The following is a 16,461-nucleotide window of genomic DNA, read 5'->3' on the forward strand; positions in this document are numbered from 1 at the left end:
CCCGACCTCTTGGGTTGATGCCGGACAAGTGTGTTGATTGACAGACGATTACTGCGTGTTAAATGATAAATGTTAATTGTTAAATGAGTTTCTTCAATACCCGGCTCGAACACCTGCGCGCGGTGGGCAGCACTCAGCGGGCCCAACTGCTGGGCAAGGAGTTGGGCCTGTTCACCTACGGCGACCTGATTCAGCGCTACCCGTTTCGCTACCTCGACCGGACGCAGATATACCAGGTGGCCGACCTGAACGACGACCTGCCCTACGTGCAGGTGCGCGGCATGCTGCGCGGCAAAGAGCTAATCGGCGAAGGGCCAAAACAGCGCCTCACCGCCAAGGTGGGTGACGGCACCGGCGAGCTGGAATTGGTGTGGTTTAAGGGGGTGAAGTGGGTGCAGCAATACACCCGCAACAACCAGGAATACATCGTTTTCGGTAAGCCAACGATGTTCAACGGCCGGCCGCAGATGGCCCACCCCGAGCTGGAGGAAGTGAGCGAGAACAAGCCCGGCCAGAGCTTTCTGCAGCCGGTATACAACACCTCAGAGAAGCTCAAGAACTACCACCGCGTCGATAGCAAAGCCATTATGCGCATGGTGGGCGAGCTGCTGAAGCTGGCCACGCCGCACATCACCGAGTCGCTGTCGCCGGCCCTCATCGAGCAGTATGCGCTGATGCCCAAGGCGCAGGCGATGCAACAGATTCACTTCCCGCAGAGCAACGAGCTACTGGCCGCCGCCCGGTTCCGGCTGAAGTTTGAGGAGCTGTTTTACGTGCAGCTGAAGCTGCTGCGCCAGCGCGACCAACGCAAAGTGTCGCTGGCCGGACAAATTTTTAAGGAAGTGCCCACGCTGGTTGACTTTTACAAGAATCACCTACCCTTCGACCTCACCGGCGCGCAAAAGCGGGTTATCCACGACATCTACAAGGACTTTTGTGCGGGCCGGCAGATGAACCGGCTGCTACAGGGCGATGTGGGCTCGGGCAAAACCATCGTCGCCTTTATCGCCATGCTGATGGCGGCCGACAACGGCGCGCAAAGCTGCATCATGGCTCCCACCGAGATTCTGGCCGACCAGCACTACGTGGGCCTGAAAGCCTACGCCGACGAGCTGGGCATCAGCATTGGCAAGCTCACGGGCAGCACCCGCACGAAGGACCGCCGCGTGCTGCACGAGGCCCTGCGCGACGGCTCGCTGCACATGCTGGTGGGCACCCACGCCCTGCTGGAAGACGTGGTACAGTTCCGCAACCTGGGCCTGACGATTATGGACGAGCAGCACCGCTTCGGGGTGGCGCAACGCTCGAAGCTGTGGCAGAAAAACCCACACATCATCCCGCACGTGCTGGTGATGACCGCCACGCCCATCCCGCGCACCTTAGCTATGACGCTGTATGGCGACCTCGATGTGAGCGTGATTGACGAGCTACCGGCCGGCCGCAAACCCATCGTGACGGTGCATCGCTTCGATGCCAACCGCCTGAAAGTGTTCGAGTTTATTCGGGAGCAGGTGAAGATTGGCCGGCAGGTGTACATCGTGTACCCGCTAATTGAGGAGTCGGAGACGATGGACTACAAGGACCTGACCGACGGCTATGAGAGCGTGAGCCGGGCCTTTCCTGAGATGCAAATCAGCATCGTGCACGGTCGCATGAAGGCCGAAGAGAAGGACTACGAGATGCAGCGCTTCATCAAAAAGGAAACCCAGATTATGGTGGCCACGACCGTGATTGAGGTAGGCGTGAACGTGCCCAACGCCTCCGTGATGGTGATTGAATCGGCCGAGCGGTTTGGCCTCTCGCAGCTACACCAGCTGCGCGGCCGAGTGGGCCGCGGGGCCGACCAGAGCTACTGTATCCTGATGACAGGCTTCAAGCTGAGCAAGGATGCCCGCACCCGCCTTGAAACAATGGTGCGCACCAACAACGGCTTCGAGATTGCCGATATCGACCTGAAGCTACGTGGTCCCGGCGACCTGATGGGCACCCAGCAAAGCGGCGTGCTCGACCTACTGATTGCCGACCTGGCCAAAGATGGCCGTATTCTGAGTGAGAGCCGGGCGGCGGCCCAGACCATTCTGGCCGACGACCCGAACTTAGCCAATCCGACTAATGCGGCCATTCGCCACCACATTGAAAGTCTGCCCGCTACAGCCGTGAACTGGAGCCGGATTAGCTAAATAGGTCCCGCAAGCGTTTTGGGATGGGCAAAAAAAACGACTTCTGAAAAGTCGTTCTCCAGGCTAATTAAAATAGCTCGGCTATAAGACCGTTGCCACTATGTTGCGGCTGATTTTGCTCTTCGGCAGCGGGTACGGGTTCCGAAGTGAGCACCTGATGTACTAGTACTACCGAACCGTTATTGGTAGTAACTGAAGCCGCCTGCGCCATAGCAGCCGGGGCAGGCTGCTTGGCCAATCGGCCACCGACAATAAGTGCGGATAATAAAGCGAACTTAAACAGAGATTTCATAATAATAGTAGATATCGCGGCGACAAAGGTACGACGCAATGGAAGTTTGTTTAATAAAACCGTTCAAAAGCCCCATAAGCTCGTCCAAAGCCATTATTTGAGGGGATGAACCGGCAGTCAATTTGTATCGCTATTGGGTGGCCCCGGTTGGGCACAATTATCGTTTGCAAAGTAAACGGCTCCGCTTTACGGAGGTGACCACTTAAGTGTTATGGTTGGGATACGTTTTTGTTAGCAGCCTTGCGGCGCTTAGCCATAATCTGGCCAAACTAGTAGCAGCAAATGCCAAATGAGGTACTTTTGGGGAGCCCATCGCATTATTTTTTCTTTCGCATGACCTATCAACGCCAAAATTTTATACTTCGCTTCGCTCTACTGCTCAGCTTACTGAGTGGGTTAATAGACCCTGACCCTTCCCAGGCCCAGAAGATAAAGTCGACTCCGTTCAGCTACTTACCCGAGCAGGGCACCGACCGCTACGATATGCGCGTGCCCCATAAAACCCTACCCCTTGCCGATGGCTCGGGCTTCGTGATTCTGGCCCACCAGAGTTCGGGCAGCTACTCGGTGGAGCGCTACGACGTTGACCTGAAAAAGCAGTGGAGTACCACTATTCCCATTAATCCTGGCGAAACGCTGGAGGCCTTCGGGCGCGGCACGCAGCAGGCGCTCGTAGTGCTGCACCATAAAGATGACAATGGCCAGAACCTAACCCTGGTGCCGGTGAGCTTGCAAGGCGGCCAGAAAGCTGCCCCCAAAGTGCTGATGGCCGTGGCCCCGCGCGACCGTCGGCCCGGCGTGAGTATCTCGCCCGACGGCTCGCGGGTGCTGGCCTTCCGCTACTTCACCCGCGAGCAGCAGGTGAAGAGCATAGCCGCCACCCTCTTCGACCAAAGTGGCAATAAAATCGAAGACAAAAATTATGATTTCCGGGCGTTGGGCGACTTTTTCTCGCCGGCCGTGCACGTGGCTAACGACGGCACGCAGTACGTCACGCTCATCAGCGAGGGCATGAAGAAGCTGACAGTGCGCCGCTACCCGGCCGGGGCTTCTACCGAAATTAAGGTATTGGGCGTGCCGGTGGGCGGCGTATTCGGCGGCAAGGCCGTAACGGTGCGCGACGCGAAGTTCACGGTACTGGGCGATGGCAGCCTGTATGCCGCCGCGCTGTGCGCCGACTACGCCACCGGCGAGTACTACAGCCTGAAAGTGGTGAAGTTCGACTTCAATGGCACTGGCGACATGAAATTTTCGCCCGAGTTCCGCTTCACGCCCGAGTACCTGGCCGAAGTAGCCAAAGCCGGCGGCACCGACGCCAAGCGCCTCGACGACGTGTACCTGGCCGAGATGCTCCTCACGCCCGATAAGCAGCTGGTTGTCATCGCCGAGCGGCACTTTGAGGAAGGTGGCAGCGAGGCCCCGGTGCACGCCCGCGAGCTGCACCTGTTTGGCTACAACGAGTTTGGTGCGCCCACCTGGCACAGCATCGTGGCCAAAGACCAGATGGCTCCGGCCATCGACAGCTACACCGGCATCGGTTTCCGGGCGGCAGTATTTGGCGGCACGGTGCAACTGCTTACCATGGAAAACATCAACAAGAAATCGGACCTCTACCTGCGCCGCGTGAGCGCGCAGACCGGCGTCATCAGCGCCCCTGAGCGCCTGAAGCTGAACGTAGCCGACGACCAGCAGCTGGCTTACGTGAAGGATTTCACGGCTTGGCTGAATGAGAAAACCATCATCGGCGTAAGCCGGCCCAGCAAGAAATCGGCGGCTTTGCAGCTGGATAAGATTGTGGTGAAGTAAGGCACAATCCCGCGAAACGCAATTTTGCGGGAGTCTACCGGATAGCAAAAGGGCCGCTCCCAATGGGAGCGGCCCTTTTGCTATCCGGTAGACTCCGGTTAAATCCGTGCTGAGCGGTGATTTAGAGAGCGTACTCGTTAGCCTCAATCAGCTTGGCAGCGATGCGGCGGCGCGACTCCTTCACGTTGATGAGCTCGGTTTTGGTGAAGCGCTTGAGGCCCATGAGTAGCAGGCGCTGCTCGTCGCCCTCGGCCATGCTGCCGATGGCGTCCTTGGCAGCTTTCTCCACGAGGTCCACGGCATCGGCCAGGTACACGCGGGCGATATCGGCTTCCACGGCCAGGGCTTCTTCGCCTTTAACGGAGGCTTCCTTCTCTACGCGGAGCAGGGTGCTCTCGGCGATGTAGACCTTAATAGACATATCGGCGATGTTCATCAGCAGCTCCTGCTCCTTGGCGAGGGTGGCGGTGAACTTCTGCACGGCCGAGCCCGCCACCATCAGGATGGCCTTTTTCAGGTTGGCAAGGGTTTTCATCTCCTTGGCAAACAGGCCAGTCTCCTCATCCTGGCTCATGCTCGGGATGCTGAGCAGCTCCTGCTGCACGGCCTGGGCGGGGCCCATCAGGTCGATTTCGCCTTTCAGACCTTTCTTCAGAATCATGTCAACGGCCAGCAGGCGATTGATTTCGTTGGTGCCTTCGAAAATGCGGTTAATGCGGGCATCGCGGTAGGCGCGGTCCATCGGATAATCGGCCGAGAAGCCGTAGCCGCCGAAAATCTGCACGCCTTCGTCCACCACGTAGTCGAGCACTTCCGAGCCTTCTACTTTCAGCATGGCGCACTCCACGGCAAACTCGCGGGCAGCGCCCAGCAGCGCCTCGTTGGCACCTTTGCCTTCAGCCATGAGTTGCTGCTCCATGCGGTAGATGTCCATACCGGCGCGGTAAATGGCCGACTCGACGGCGTAGATGCGGATGGCCTGCTGAGCCAGCTTGTAGCGAATGGCCCCGAACTTCGAGATGGGCAGCTTGAACTGCACCCGCTCGTTGGCGTAGCGAATGCTCTGGGTAGCGCCCACTTTGGTGGCACCCAGGCAGGCGGCGGCCAGCTTGATGCGGCCGATGTTCAGCACGTTGAAGGCGATGAGGTGGCCTTTGCCAATCTCGCCCAGCACGTTCTCCTTGGGTACCTGCGCATCACTCAGGAACACCTGACGGGTGCTGCTGCCCTTAATCCCCATCTTGTGCTCCTCGTTGCCGAGGCTCAGGCCGGGAGTCGATTTCTCGACGATGAAGCCGGTGAACTTATCGCCGTCAATCTGAGCGAATACGATGAAAATATCGGCGAAGCCGGCGTTGGTAATCCACATTTTCTGGCCGTTCAGCACGTAGTGCGTGCCTTCGGCGTTGAGGACGGCTTTGGTTTTAGCCCCTAGCGCGTCGGAGCCCGAGCCGGGCTCGGTGAGGCAGTAAGCGCCCATCAGGCTACCGTCGGTGAGGCCGGGCAGGTACTTGGCCTTCTGCTCGTCGTTGCCGAAGTAGAGGATGGGCAACAGGGCGATGCCGGTGTGAGCCGCGAAGGATACGGGGAACGAGTGACCGCCGCCCACACCCTCGGTTACGCGCAGGGCAGTAGGGAAGTCCATGTCGAGACCACCAAACTGCTCGGGCACACTCACGCCGAACAGACCGAGTTGGCCGGCTTTCTCCATCAGGCCGCGCATGAGGCCCTCCTCGTGGTTATCGAGGCGCTCCAGTAGCGGGGTCACCTCCGTTTCCACGAAGTCGACGCAGGTCTGGTGCATCATGTTCTGCTCCTCGGTAAAATCGGCCGGGGTGAAGACGCTCTGGGCATCGGTCGGCTTGATAATGAATTCGCCGCCCTTCAGGGGGACTTGCTGCGTTACTTCCATGACGTTGGGGGTGGGGTGTGGAGTTGAAAAGTGTTAGGCTAGCCTACTATATGAGGAAACAGCGAGCCGGCCGATTTGTGATGCAAGATACAAAAAATATGTTAGGCACGCCTACTACTTTATGAAAAGAAAACCCCGGATGAGCGGGGTTTTCTTTTGATTTCAAATTCAGAACGTCATGCTGAGCGTAGCCGAAGCATCTCTACCGTACAATGCAATTCAATCGACAGGATTACCACTGCGGTAGAGATGCTTCGACAAGCTCAGCATGATGTGCCATATCTTCGGCAGCAGCTACTTCAGCAGCTCGTAGATGCCGGCGACGCCCTGGCCGCCGCCCACGCAGGCCGTGACCATGCCATACTTCTTGCCACGCTCGCGCAGCTCGTCGAAGAGTTGGATGCTGAGCTTGGCACCGGAGCAGCCCAGCGGGTGGCCCAGGGCAATGGCGCCGCCGTTCACGTTCAGCTTCTCGGGGTCGATGCCGAGCTCGCGTACTACGGCCAGCGACTGCGAGGCGAAGGCTTCGTTCAGCTCGAACAGGTCGATGTCTTCGAGTTTCAGGCCGGCTTGCTTGAGGACTTTCGGCACGGCTTTGATGGGGCCCATGCCCATGATGCGCGGGTCGACGCCCTCGGAAGCGTAGTTCACCATACGGGCGATGGGCTCCAGGTTCAATTCCTTCACCATGCGCTCCGACATTACCAGCACGAAGGCCGCGCCGTCGGAGGTTTGGGACGAGTTACCAGCCGTGACGGTGCCGTTGGCGGCGAACACGGGGCGCAGGCGGCCCAGGGCCTCCACCGAGGTGTCGGCGCGGGGACCTTCGTCGGTATCGACCACGTAGGTGCGGTTTTTCTTCTTGCCAGTGGCGGCGTCCACGTAGGTTTCCTCCACCGTCACGGGCACGATGCTCTTGGCAAACTTGCCGGCCTGAATGGCCTTGATGGCCTTCTGGTGCGAGTTGTAGGAGAATTCGTCCTGGTCCTGACGGCTGATTTTGTAGTCGTTAGCCACGGCTTCGGCCGTCAGGCCCATGCCCATGTAGTAGTCGGGATGCTTCATGGCCAGCGCGTAGTTGGGCACGGTTTTCCAGCCCACGGTGGGCACCATGCTCATGCTCTCGGTGCCGCCCGCGATGATGCAGTCGGCCATGCCGGCCGAGATTTTACCCACGGCCATGGCAATGGTCTCGACGCCGGAGCCGCAATAGCGGTTCACGATGAGGCCGGGCACGTTGATGGGCAGGGCCAGCAGCGAAATCAGGCGGCCCATTTGCAGGCCCTGCTCGGCCTCGGGCACGGCGTTGCCGACGATGACGTCGTCAATCCGCGTGGGGTCGAGGGCGGGCACCTGGGCCACGAGGTGCTTGATGACGGCGGCGGCGAGGTCGTCGGGCCGGGTAAAGCGGAAGGTGCCGCGCGGGGCTTTGCCCACGGCCGTGCGGTAGCCGGCTACGATATATGCGGTGTTCGACATATTAGTTTGATTGTCATCCTGAGTGCAGCGAAGGACCTTATCACGCCTGCGCTACTGAGGTTTAAGACGCTAATGAAGGCAGCCGTGATAAGATGCTTCCTCCGTCAGCATGACAAATTGAGTTAGTTGCGCAGCGGCTTACCCGTGGTCAGAATCGACTGAATCCGCTCCAGCGTCTTGCGCTCACCGCAGAGACTGAGGAAGGCGTCGCGCTCCAAATCCAGCAAGTACTGCTCGCTCACTTCGGTGGGAGCCGACAGGTCGCCGCCGCACATCACGTAGGCCAGCTTGTCGGCAATGAGCTGGTCGTGGGTCGAGATGTAGTTGCCCTGCTGCATGGCGTACACGCCGGTTTTGAACATGGCCAGCGCGCCCTTGCCATGAACTTTCACGTTGGTTTTCTGCATGGGCTGGGTGTAGCCGGCATCGGCCATATCAATGGCGGCAGCTTTGGCCTGGGCAATCACGCGGTTGCTGTTTAGCACCACTTCGTCGCCCCGACGCAGGAAGCCCAGGTCGAAAGCTTCGGCGGCGGAGGTCGAAACTTTGGCCGTGCTAATGGTCATGTAGGTGTTGCGCAGCAGGTTGAATTCGGGCTCGCCATCTTCGTACTTAGCGGCCGTGCGCAGGGTCATTTCCTTGGTGCCGCCGCCGCCGGGAATCAGGCCCACGCCGAATTCCACGAGGCCGATGTAGGATTCGGCGGCCGCTACCACGCGGTCGCAGTGCAGGTTCAGCTCGCAGCCGCCGCCCAGCGTGAGGCCGTGCGGGGTGCCTACCACGGGGATGCTGCTATAGCGCATCCGCATCATGGCCTGCTGAAACTGCTGAATCATCATGTTCAGCTCGTCGAATTCCTGGTCGAGCGCCTGCATGTACACGAGGCCCAGGTTAGCTCCGGCCGAGAAGTTGGGCGCATCGTTGCCCACCACGAGGCCGCGGTAGCCGGCTTCGGCCATCTCCACCCCTTTCAACAGGCCCAGAATCACATCCTGGCCCAGCGAGTTCATCTTGGAGTGGAACTCCACGTTCAGAATACCGTCGCCGAGGTCGATAACCGAAGCGCCCGAGTTTTTCCACAGCACTTTGCCGCTGGCGCGCAGGTTGTCGAGAATGATGAAATTCTCCACGCCCGGCACGGCCTGATAGCCTTTCGAAGCGATGTCGTAGAACTGACGCACGCCGGCCTCGGTCACCTGATAGAACGAGGTGTGGCCGGCAGCGGCCATCTCCTCCACCCACGGGGCCACGGTACGGCCGGCCGCTTTGGCCAAGTCGATACCGGCCTGCACACCCAATGCATCCCAGGTTTCAAAGGGGCCCATCTCCCAACCGAAACCGGCGCGGAGAGCATCGTCCAGCTTGTACAGCTCGTCCGAAATCTCGGGTATGCGGTTGCTCACGTAAGCGAACAGGCTGCCGAAGCTCAGGCGGTAAAACTCGCCCGCTTTGTCCTTGCCGGCCACCAGCACCTTGAAGCGGTCAGCCAGCTTCTCGATGGTTTTGGTCATCTCCAGCGTGGCAAACTTCACCTTCTGGCTCGGCTTGTATTCCATCGTGCCGAGGTCCAGCGCGTGAATTTCCGACTTGCCGCCCTCGCCCTTCACTTTCTTGTAGAAGCCCTGGCCGGTTTTATCGCCCAACCACTTGCTCTCACCCATTTTCTTCACGAAATCGGGCAGCACGAATACGTCCTTAGCCTCGTCATCTGGCAGGCCCTGAGCCAGGCCGTTGGCCACGTTGATGGTCGTATCCAAACCCACTACGTCGGAAGTGCGCAAGGTGGCCGACTTGGCGTGGCCAATCACCGGCCCGGTTAGCTTATCGGTTTCTTCCACGGTCAGACCCAGCTTCTGCATGGTCTGCATGGCGTCGAGCAGGGCGAAAACGCCCACGCGGTTGGCGATGAAGCCGGGCGTATCCTTGGCCAGCACCACCGTTTTGCCCAGGTACAGGTCGCCGTAGTGCTGCAGGTAATCCAGTACCTCCGGCTTGGTATCCGGGGTCGGGATGATTTCCAGCAGCTTCAGGTAGCGCGGCGGGTTGAAGAAGTGCGTGCCGGCGAAGTGCTGCTTGAAATCCTCCGAGCGGCCCTCAGCCAGCAGATGAATCGGAATGCCGCTGGTATTGCTGGTAATCAGCGTGCCCTTTTTGCGGAACTGCTCCACCCGCTCGTAGAGGCCCTTTTTGATGTCGAGGCGCTCGATAACTACCTCAATCGTCCAGTCGCAAGTGGCGATTTCCTTCAGGTTATCGTCGAAGTTGCCGGTTTTGATGCGGCTGGCGTCGGCCTTGCGGTAGAGCGGCGAAGGATTAGCAACGATTGCAGCCTGCAGCGCAGCATTCACAATACGGTTCTTTACCGCCGGCGCGTCGAGCTTGAGGCCCTTCTTCTCCTCGTCGGGCAGCAGCTCTTTGGGGGCAATGTCGAGCAGCAGCACCTGCACGCCAATGTTGGCGAAGTGGCAGGCAATGCGCGAGCCCATGACGCCGGAGCCGAGCACGGCAACTTTCTTGATGGTTCGATTCATAGTGATTTTAAACTGTCATCCTGAGCTTGCGAAGGACCTTATCACGCTCGCCTCGCAATGGGTAAATGAACGAATTCTGACAAAAGCAGCCGTGATAAGCTGCTGCCTACGCCAGCACGACAACGCGTTAGGCTACCGCTCGGCGGCCGACATCTCGGCCGTCAGCGAGCGGAGCACGAAATCCTCGAAAAGAGTTTTTCCCTCAATCATGCCTGTAATCTGGGCCGCTACTTTGAAGAACGTATCCAGTTGGCTCTGCGAGATTTTCTCACGGATTTTCAGGTTAAAGTGGCGCACGGTCTGGCGCGAAACTTCCTTTTTTTCCAGCCCCAGTACGGTGAGGAAGATGCGAACCGAGCGTTTATCCACCGAGTCGGCCTGCTTATAAATCAGCCCTTTTTCCTCCATGCTGCGCAGGATGCGGGTAAGGCTGCGAGTTTCGAGGCCCAGTAGCGGAGCAATTTTGGTGGCCGGCGTGCCGCGCTCCTGGTCAATGTTCAGCAGCACGAAGCCAATGCTCGTGGTGATGTCGTTCTGGGCAGCTTGGGTGTTATACATCCGCGAAATCGCGTGCCAAGCCACTTTTATATTATAATCAACGGTTTCTTCGGGTTTCATGGGCGGGCTGATAGTGCGGTAAACTTACGCAAAAAATAGTAGGCTTGCATAACAGTTGTCAAAAAAGCAGCGCGGACGTTTGGTCAGCGGATGATTTGTTTCACCCGCCGACCAAACGTCCGCGCTACTACTTGCTTAGTGGGCCGTGCGCTCGTGCGGCTCTTTATCGGCCCGCTCGTACATGCCCGTAATCAGGTCCTTGTTGTTCTCGGTAATCACCTTGCGCTTCACCTTCATGGTGGGCGTCATCTCGCCGCTTTCCACGGTCCACAGCTCGGGCAGGATGGTTATTTTCTTTACCTGCTCCCACTGCGCAAAGCTCTGGTTGTATTTCTTCACCAGACCCTCGTAGAGGTCCACGATTTTAGGGTTTTTCACCAGTTCCTCGTTCGAAGCCTCGGGCACGCCATTGCGCTTGCACCAGCCTTTGAGGTCGGAGAAGGAAGGGATAACCAGCGCGGCGGCGAACTTCTGGTCGGCCCCCACCACCATGGCCTGCTCGATGAGCGGGTCCTCCTTCAGCTTGCCTTCGATGACCTGCGGGGCGATGTACTTGCCGCCCGAGGTTTTGAACATCTCCTTCTTACGGTCCGTGATTTTCAGGAACTTACCGTTCACCAGCTCACCAATGTCGCCGGTGTGGAACCAGCCTTCCTCGTCAAATTCTTTGGCTGTGAGCTCGGGCTGATTGTAGTAGCCCTTCATGACCGAAGCCGACTTGGTCAGAATCTCGCCGTCGGCCGCAATTTTCACCTGCATGTTGTCGATGAGCGGACCCACGGCCCCAATCATGTTATTCTCGGGCTCGTAGCCGCCCACGGCAATTACGGGCGAGGTTTCGGTGAGGCCGTAGCCTTCCATTACGTGGATGCCGGCGGCCCAGAACACGCGGGCCAGGCGCGGCTGCAGCGCCCCGCCGCCGCTCACGATGCAGCGCAGGTTACCACCCAGCGCCTCACGCCACTTGTTGAAGATGAGCTTGTTGGCCAGTGCCAGCTGGGTATTGTAGATGAAGCCCTGGTCTTTCTGAGTGTCGTACTTCAGGCCCAAATCGAGGGCCCAGAAGAACAGGCTTTTCTTCACGCCTTCGAGTTCGTGGCCCTTGGCTACAATCTTATCGTATACTTTTTCGAGCAGGCGGGGCACGGTGGTGAAGATTTCGGGCTTCACCTCGCGCAGGTTATCGGCGATAACGTCCATGTTTTCGGCGTAGTAGATGCTCACCCCGTTTATCATGTACAGGTAGGTCACCATGCGCTCGAAAATGTGGCAGAGCGGCAGGAAGCTCAGCGCCTTGTCGTTTTGCGTGACGGGCACGAAGCGCTGCGAGTTGCGGCAGTTGCTCAGGATGTTGTCGTGCGTGAGCATCACGCCCTTGGGCTGGCCGGTGGTGCCACTTGTGTAGATGAGCGTGAGCAGGTCGTCGGGTTCGACGGCGGCTTTCAGGGGCTCTAGGTCGGCGACGTTGCCTTTTTTACCGATTTCCAGCAGCTCGCTGAAATGGCGGGCTCCTTCAATTTTATCGAAGGTGAAGATGTTGTCGGCGGGGATATCGAGGCCGGCGATGGCTTCGTGCACTTTATCGAACAGCTTTTTGTCGGACACGAACACGGCGCGTACACCGGCATCGGTGAAAATGTACTTGTAGTCCTCTACGGTGATGCTCGGGTACATCGGCACGCTAGTGGCCCCAATTTGCGAGATGCCAAAGTCGGCCAGCATCCATTCGGGACGGTTCATACTGATAATGGCCACCTTATCGCCGTGCTTGAGCCCGAGCGACACGAGGCCAAGCGACACCAAATTGGCCTGGTCCTGGATTTGCTGGCTGCTGATGGGCACCCATTTACCGTCAATTTTAGAGGCCAGCGCGTCGGATTTTGGCGACTCGGCAATTTGGTGGGCTAGGATATCAAAGGCGCGACGAACGTCCATGGGTGGGGTCAAATAAGGCGGATGGCGTGAAATTCAGCTTAAATAAAGCGCTTTTTTTGGAGCTACACCCCGGCCGATACAAACCCGGTCGTAACGGGCAGATTACGAAGGAAAACCAAGCGAGCAGTAAAAACGCTCAAAAAGCCCCAAAACCCGGCTTTTTTCGGTGTAATTTTGGGGCCCGTGCATTCCCGCTCCCAATGAATCTGGCCCTGTTTTTTGACCCGCTGCCGGAAACGCTGACCGAGGCCGCGCCCGCGCCGACCACGCTGGCCGCCTACGCCACCCGCTTCACCGAAACCTTCCCCGACTGGCGCACTGCCGACCTGGCCCTCATCGGGCTCGACGAGTGGCGCGGCAGCGCGGCCGGGCCGCCCAACGCCCGCCGCCACGGCCCCAATGAGGTACGCCAGCGCTTCTATCAGCTGCAAAAAGGCTCGGGCCTGCTGCGTTTGGTCGACCTGGGCAACCTGCGCCCCGGCCTGACTTTGGAGGATACTTACCAGCGCCTGCGCGAAATCATCGGGGCGCTGCTAGAAGAGAATACGGTGCCCATTCTGCTCGGCGGCAGCCACGATTTGGACTACGGCCAGTTTCTGGCCTACGAGGTGCAGAACCGCACCATCAACGTGACGGTAGTGGACTCGCGGCCCGACATGGCCGAACCCGGCCCCAGCACGCCGCCCGAAGAAAGCCACCTGCGCCGCCTGCTGGTGCACGAGCCCAACATCGTGTTCAGCCTGGCCCACCTCGGCCACCAGCAGTACCTCACCCCGCCCGAGGTGATGGTGGCCCTCGAAAAGCTGCATTTCGACACCATGAGCGTGGGCGAGGTGCGCGCCGACCGCCGCCTGGCCGAGCCGCTGGTGCGCCAGGCCGACTTTATGAGCGTGGACATTGCCGCCATCCGCTGGCAGGATTCGCCGGGCTACTACCCCGCCAACCCTTTTGGCCTGGGCAACGAGGAAGCGACCCAGCTGTGCTGGTACGCCGGCCACAACGAGCAGCTCAGTTCCTTCGGCCTCTACGGCTACCGCGCCGACGTGGACCCCAACGGCCTGGCCGCCGCCACCATCGCCACCATGCTCTGGTATTTTGTGGAAGGCTTCTACCATCGCCGCCCCGAAACGGGTTTCGGCACTTTCCGCTTCCTCACCTATACCGTGGTGCTGCCCGGCAACCCCGACAAGCTGGTGTTCTACAAGTCGCGCCGCGCCGAAAAGTGGTGGATGGAAGTGGAGCGCCTCGGCGACAACGCCACCAAGCGCGTGGTGCCCTGCACGTACGAGGATTACCTGAACGCCTCGCAGGGCGACTTGCCGCAACGCTGGATTCGGCTGCAGGCGCTGCTGAGTTAGTTAGACATGAAAACAGAACGGTCATGCTGAGCGCAGCCGAAGCATCTCTACCGCAACAGTAATTCAATCGACTTAACGAAGCGGTAGAGATGCTTCGACAAGCTCAGCATGACGTCCTTTATTAGCATGGCCGACCAAACCGCCGAACTGAAAACTTACACCAAAAACCAGCTCGCGCTGCGCAACGGCCAGGACCGCGACGAAATTTGGGTAGCGTATCAGGGCCAGATTTACGATGTAAGCCGCTCGCGGCTCTGGCGGCGCGGCAACCACTACGAGCACTGGGCGGGCCAGGACCTAACTGCCGAGCTGGATAAAGACGCCCCGCACACGGCCAACGTATTCGATAATTTTCCCGTAGTCGGCCAGCTGCTTTAGGATAGGCTTTCCCTTGTTTCTGTCGGCGCGAAAAAATATTCCTGAACAAGCAAAAGTCTGTTCCACACTTCTATGATGACCACCGAAGCGCCCTCCGAATTTAACGACCTCGAAACGCTCTCCACGACCGAGCTGCTGGCCGGGATGAACCAGCTCGACCACACCGTGCCCGAAACGGTAGCGAAAGCCCTGCCGCAGATTGAGGCACTGGTAGAGGCGACGGTAGCCCGGCTACGCAACGGCGGGCGCTTGTTCTACATCGGGGCGGGCACCAGCGGACGGCTGGGCGTGGTCGATGCCTCGGAGTGCCCGCCCACGTTCGGCGTGCCGGCCGAACTGGTGGTAGGCATCATGGCCGGTGGCGACGGGGCCATTCGCGTAGCCGTGGAAGGCGCCGAAGACGATGCCGAACAGGCCTGGAAGGACCTGCAAACCCATCACATCAACGCGAAAGACGTGCTGGTGGGCATTGCCGCTTCGGGCCGCACGCCCTACGTCATTGGCGGGCTGCAGCGGGCGCGGGCGGCTGGCCTGGCCACTGGTTGCGTGGTCTGCAACGCCGGCTCGGCCGTGGCAGCGGCGGCTGAGTTCCCGGTAGAAGTGGTGACGGGGCCGGAGTTCATCACGGGCAGCACGCGCCTTAAAGCGGGGTCGGCCCAGAAAATGGTGCTTAATATGCTTACGACGGCCACTTTCGTGCGGCTGGGCTACGTGCGCGGCAACAAGATGGTCGACATGAAGCTCTCCAACGTGAAGCTGGTAGACCGCGGCGAACGCATGCTGATGGATGAGCTCGGCATTGCGCAAGCCGAGGCGGCCCAGTTGCTCAAGCAGCACGGCAGTGTGCGGGCGGCGCTGAATGCCCGGGCATAAAATCTGCTTCGGCTTGTCCCTCACGGGCTTATTTTTTTCAGCGAACGATTCAGGCTTTTTGGCGTTTCTAGCAACGCACCGGCCCCAGCGTGTGCCGCCAAATACCCCATGCACACCATCGAGCCCCACTACAACTGGATTGAGCAATATTCGGCCTCCGAAGACCCGCGCTCGCCGCTATTCGGAGCCGAAAACAGCCTCGAAGCCTACACCAATACCATTTACGGCTACTACATCCATCCGCAGTGGGACAGCCTGGGCTCCGAAACGCTCTTTTTCAAAATCCTCTACGCCGATTACGACGACGGCATGGCCGTGCTCGAATTTATTGGCGAGTGGAACGATGCCATCGAAAACGACATCATGGAGCTCAAGCGGAACATCATCGATGTTCTGGTGCACGAGGGTATTCGCAAGTTTATCCTCATTGGCGAAAACGTGTTCAACTTCCACGGTTCCGATGACGACTACTACGAAGAGTGGTACCAGGATGTGGAAGATGGCTGGATTGCCGGCATCAATTTTCAGGAGCACGTGCTGCGCGAAATGAAGCAGTACAACGTGGACAACTACCTCAATTTTGGTGGCCAGCTCGACGACCTACCCTGGCGCACCTACGAGCCGCGCCGCCTGTTTGAGGTGGTAGACAACCTGCTAAGCCGACGGCTGGGGCTGCCCGAAACCGAACTGTAGCGCAAGCAGTCAAATTCAAACACTTACAAACGCAAAAAAGCCTCTCCGTTGCCGGAGAGGCTTTTTTGTTGCACGAAGCGGCTAGAATTACTTCTTAACCTCGGTCGTGGTGGTACCAGCTGGGTCCATTTTGTCAGCGTTGTCCTGAATGGCTTCGCCTTTGGCATCAGCCGAGTCACGTACCATGTCAGCCTTCTCTTCCATGGCATCAGCCTTGGCTTCGCCGGCGTCTTTCACGTTTTCGCCAACTTGCTCTTGAGCATCTTCTTTCTTGCTGTCGCACGACGAGAAGGTGAACGAACCGAGGGCCAGGGCGAGGAACAATACTTTTTTCATCTTGGGGGTTGTGTTAAAATGTGGGTTCTGAGTTGATGAACTGCTACTTTGCTAAAAGCAAGGTGGCAAA

The 16,461-nt window shown here is 58.9% G+C and carries 13 protein-coding genes; 6 read left to right on the forward strand and 7 right to left on the reverse strand.

All coding sequences use genetic code 11. The features are described 5' to 3' along the window. Positions 1-83: 83 nt before the first annotated feature. Positions 84-2,180 (forward strand): ATP-dependent DNA helicase RecG, encoded by a 2,097-nt coding sequence (gene recG / locus ABIB44_RS14840; protein ID WP_354585433.1) that lies wholly within the window; start codon positions 84-86, stop codon positions 2,178-2,180. A gap of 67 nt (positions 2,181-2,247) precedes the next feature. Here recG and ABIB44_RS14845 read toward each other — a convergent pair whose 3' ends face one another. Next, complete coding sequence (locus ABIB44_RS14845; RefSeq protein WP_354585434.1) at positions 2,248-2,472, reverse strand: hypothetical protein; 225 nt, start codon at positions 2,470-2,472, stop codon at positions 2,248-2,250. 333 nt (positions 2,473-2,805) lie between these two features. On the opposite strand from ABIB44_RS14845, the gene ABIB44_RS14850 reads away from it, so the two are divergent. Beyond that, on the forward strand, positions 2,806-4,278 hold the full coding sequence (locus tag ABIB44_RS14850) for a hypothetical protein (RefSeq protein WP_354585435.1): 1,473 nt from the start codon (positions 2,806-2,808) through the stop codon (positions 4,276-4,278). A 121-nt stretch (positions 4,279-4,399) separates the two neighbouring features. Here the strand turns inward: ABIB44_RS14850 and ABIB44_RS14855 are convergent, their stop codons facing one another. From ABIB44_RS14855 to ABIB44_RS14875, 5 genes are all read right to left on the reverse strand, one after another. Beyond that, positions 4,400-6,190, reverse strand: coding sequence for an acyl-CoA dehydrogenase FadE (locus tag ABIB44_RS14855; RefSeq protein ID WP_354585436.1), 1,791 nt, complete (start codon positions 6,188-6,190; stop codon positions 4,400-4,402). A gap of 294 nt (positions 6,191-6,484) precedes the next feature. Beyond that, on the reverse strand, positions 6,485-7,669 hold the full coding sequence (locus ABIB44_RS14860; RefSeq protein WP_354585437.1) for an acetyl-CoA C-acyltransferase: 1,185 nt from the start codon (positions 7,667-7,669) through the stop codon (positions 6,485-6,487). Positions 7,670-7,791: 122 nt separating this feature from the next. Further along, a complete protein-coding gene (locus tag ABIB44_RS14865) occupies positions 7,792-10,200 on the reverse strand; it encodes a 3-hydroxyacyl-CoA dehydrogenase/enoyl-CoA hydratase family protein (protein ID WP_354585438.1) in 2,409 nt (802 codons plus the stop codon). A 132-nt stretch (positions 10,201-10,332) separates the two neighbouring features. Then, positions 10,333-10,818 (reverse strand): MarR family winged helix-turn-helix transcriptional regulator, encoded by a 486-nt coding sequence (locus ABIB44_RS14870; RefSeq protein WP_354585439.1) that lies wholly within the window; start codon positions 10,816-10,818, stop codon positions 10,333-10,335. 135 nt (positions 10,819-10,953) lie between these two features. After that, complete coding sequence (locus tag ABIB44_RS14875) at positions 10,954-12,753, reverse strand: AMP-dependent synthetase/ligase (RefSeq protein ID WP_354585440.1); 1,800 nt, start codon at positions 12,751-12,753, stop codon at positions 10,954-10,956. Positions 12,754-12,953: 200 nt separating this feature from the next. Between ABIB44_RS14875 and ABIB44_RS14880 the strand changes: the two genes are divergently transcribed. From ABIB44_RS14880 to ABIB44_RS14895, 4 genes are all read left to right on the forward strand, one after another. Further along, positions 12,954-14,111 carry a formimidoylglutamase gene (locus tag ABIB44_RS14880; RefSeq protein WP_354585441.1) on the forward strand — a complete coding sequence of 386 codons (1,158 nt, stop codon included), beginning with the start codon at positions 12,954-12,956 and terminating at the stop codon, positions 14,109-14,111. Between the two features lie 108 nt (positions 14,112-14,219). After that, positions 14,220-14,489, forward strand: coding sequence for a cytochrome b5 domain-containing protein (locus ABIB44_RS14885; RefSeq protein WP_354585442.1), 270 nt, complete (start codon positions 14,220-14,222; stop codon positions 14,487-14,489). 75 nt (positions 14,490-14,564) lie between these two features. Beyond that, positions 14,565-15,362, forward strand: a complete 798-nt coding sequence (murQ, locus tag ABIB44_RS14890) for an N-acetylmuramic acid 6-phosphate etherase (protein WP_354585580.1) — start codon at positions 14,565-14,567, stop codon at positions 15,360-15,362. Positions 15,363-15,470: 108 nt separating this feature from the next. Then, positions 15,471-16,055 carry a hypothetical protein gene (locus ABIB44_RS14895; RefSeq protein ID WP_354585443.1) on the forward strand — a complete coding sequence of 195 codons (585 nt, stop codon included), beginning with the start codon at positions 15,471-15,473 and terminating at the stop codon, positions 16,053-16,055. 87 nt (positions 16,056-16,142) lie between these two features. Here ABIB44_RS14895 and ABIB44_RS14900 read toward each other — a convergent pair whose 3' ends face one another. After that, positions 16,143-16,391 (reverse strand): hypothetical protein, encoded by a 249-nt coding sequence (locus tag ABIB44_RS14900; RefSeq protein ID WP_354585444.1) that lies wholly within the window; start codon positions 16,389-16,391, stop codon positions 16,143-16,145. Positions 16,392-16,461: the final 70 nt, after the last annotated feature.

The organism is Hymenobacter sp. UYCo722 (genome assembly GCF_040547115.1).
Taxonomy (GTDB): domain Bacteria; phylum Bacteroidota; class Bacteroidia; order Cytophagales; family Hymenobacteraceae; genus Hymenobacter.

Bases quoted from the DNA above. Each gene is read 5' to 3' on its own strand.
- ABIB44_RS14860 (WP_354585437.1), bottom strand. From the start codon at position 7,669: ATGTCGAACACCGCATATATCGTAGCCGGCTACCGCACGGCCGTGGGC.
- ABIB44_RS14870 (WP_354585439.1), bottom strand. From the start codon at position 10,818: ATGAAACCCGAAGAAACCGTTGATTATAATATAAAAGTGGCTTGGCAC.
- recG (WP_354585433.1), top strand. From the start codon at position 84: ATGAGTTTCTTCAATACCCGGCTCGAACACCTGCGCGCGGTGGGCAGC.
- ABIB44_RS14895 (WP_354585443.1), top strand. From the start codon at position 15,471: ATGCACACCATCGAGCCCCACTACAACTGGATTGAGCAATATTCGGCC.
- ABIB44_RS14900 (WP_354585444.1), bottom strand. From the start codon at position 16,391: ATGAAAAAAGTATTGTTCCTCGCCCTGGCCCTCGGTTCGTTCACCTTC.
- ABIB44_RS14885 (WP_354585442.1), top strand. From the start codon at position 14,220: ATGACGTCCTTTATTAGCATGGCCGACCAAACCGCCGAACTGAAAACT.
- ABIB44_RS14845 (WP_354585434.1), bottom strand. From the start codon at position 2,472: ATGAAATCTCTGTTTAAGTTCGCTTTATTATCCGCACTTATTGTCGGT.
- ABIB44_RS14850 (WP_354585435.1), top strand. From the start codon at position 2,806: ATGACCTATCAACGCCAAAATTTTATACTTCGCTTCGCTCTACTGCTC.
- murQ (WP_354585580.1), top strand. From the start codon at position 14,565: ATGACCACCGAAGCGCCCTCCGAATTTAACGACCTCGAAACGCTCTCC.
- ABIB44_RS14865 (WP_354585438.1), bottom strand. From the start codon at position 10,200: ATGAATCGAACCATCAAGAAAGTTGCCGTGCTCGGCTCCGGCGTCATG.
- ABIB44_RS14880 (WP_354585441.1), top strand. From the start codon at position 12,954: ATGAATCTGGCCCTGTTTTTTGACCCGCTGCCGGAAACGCTGACCGAG.
- ABIB44_RS14875 (WP_354585440.1), bottom strand. From the start codon at position 12,753: ATGGACGTTCGTCGCGCCTTTGATATCCTAGCCCACCAAATTGCCGAG.
- ABIB44_RS14855 (WP_354585436.1), bottom strand. From the start codon at position 6,190: ATGGAAGTAACGCAGCAAGTCCCCCTGAAGGGCGGCGAATTCATTATC.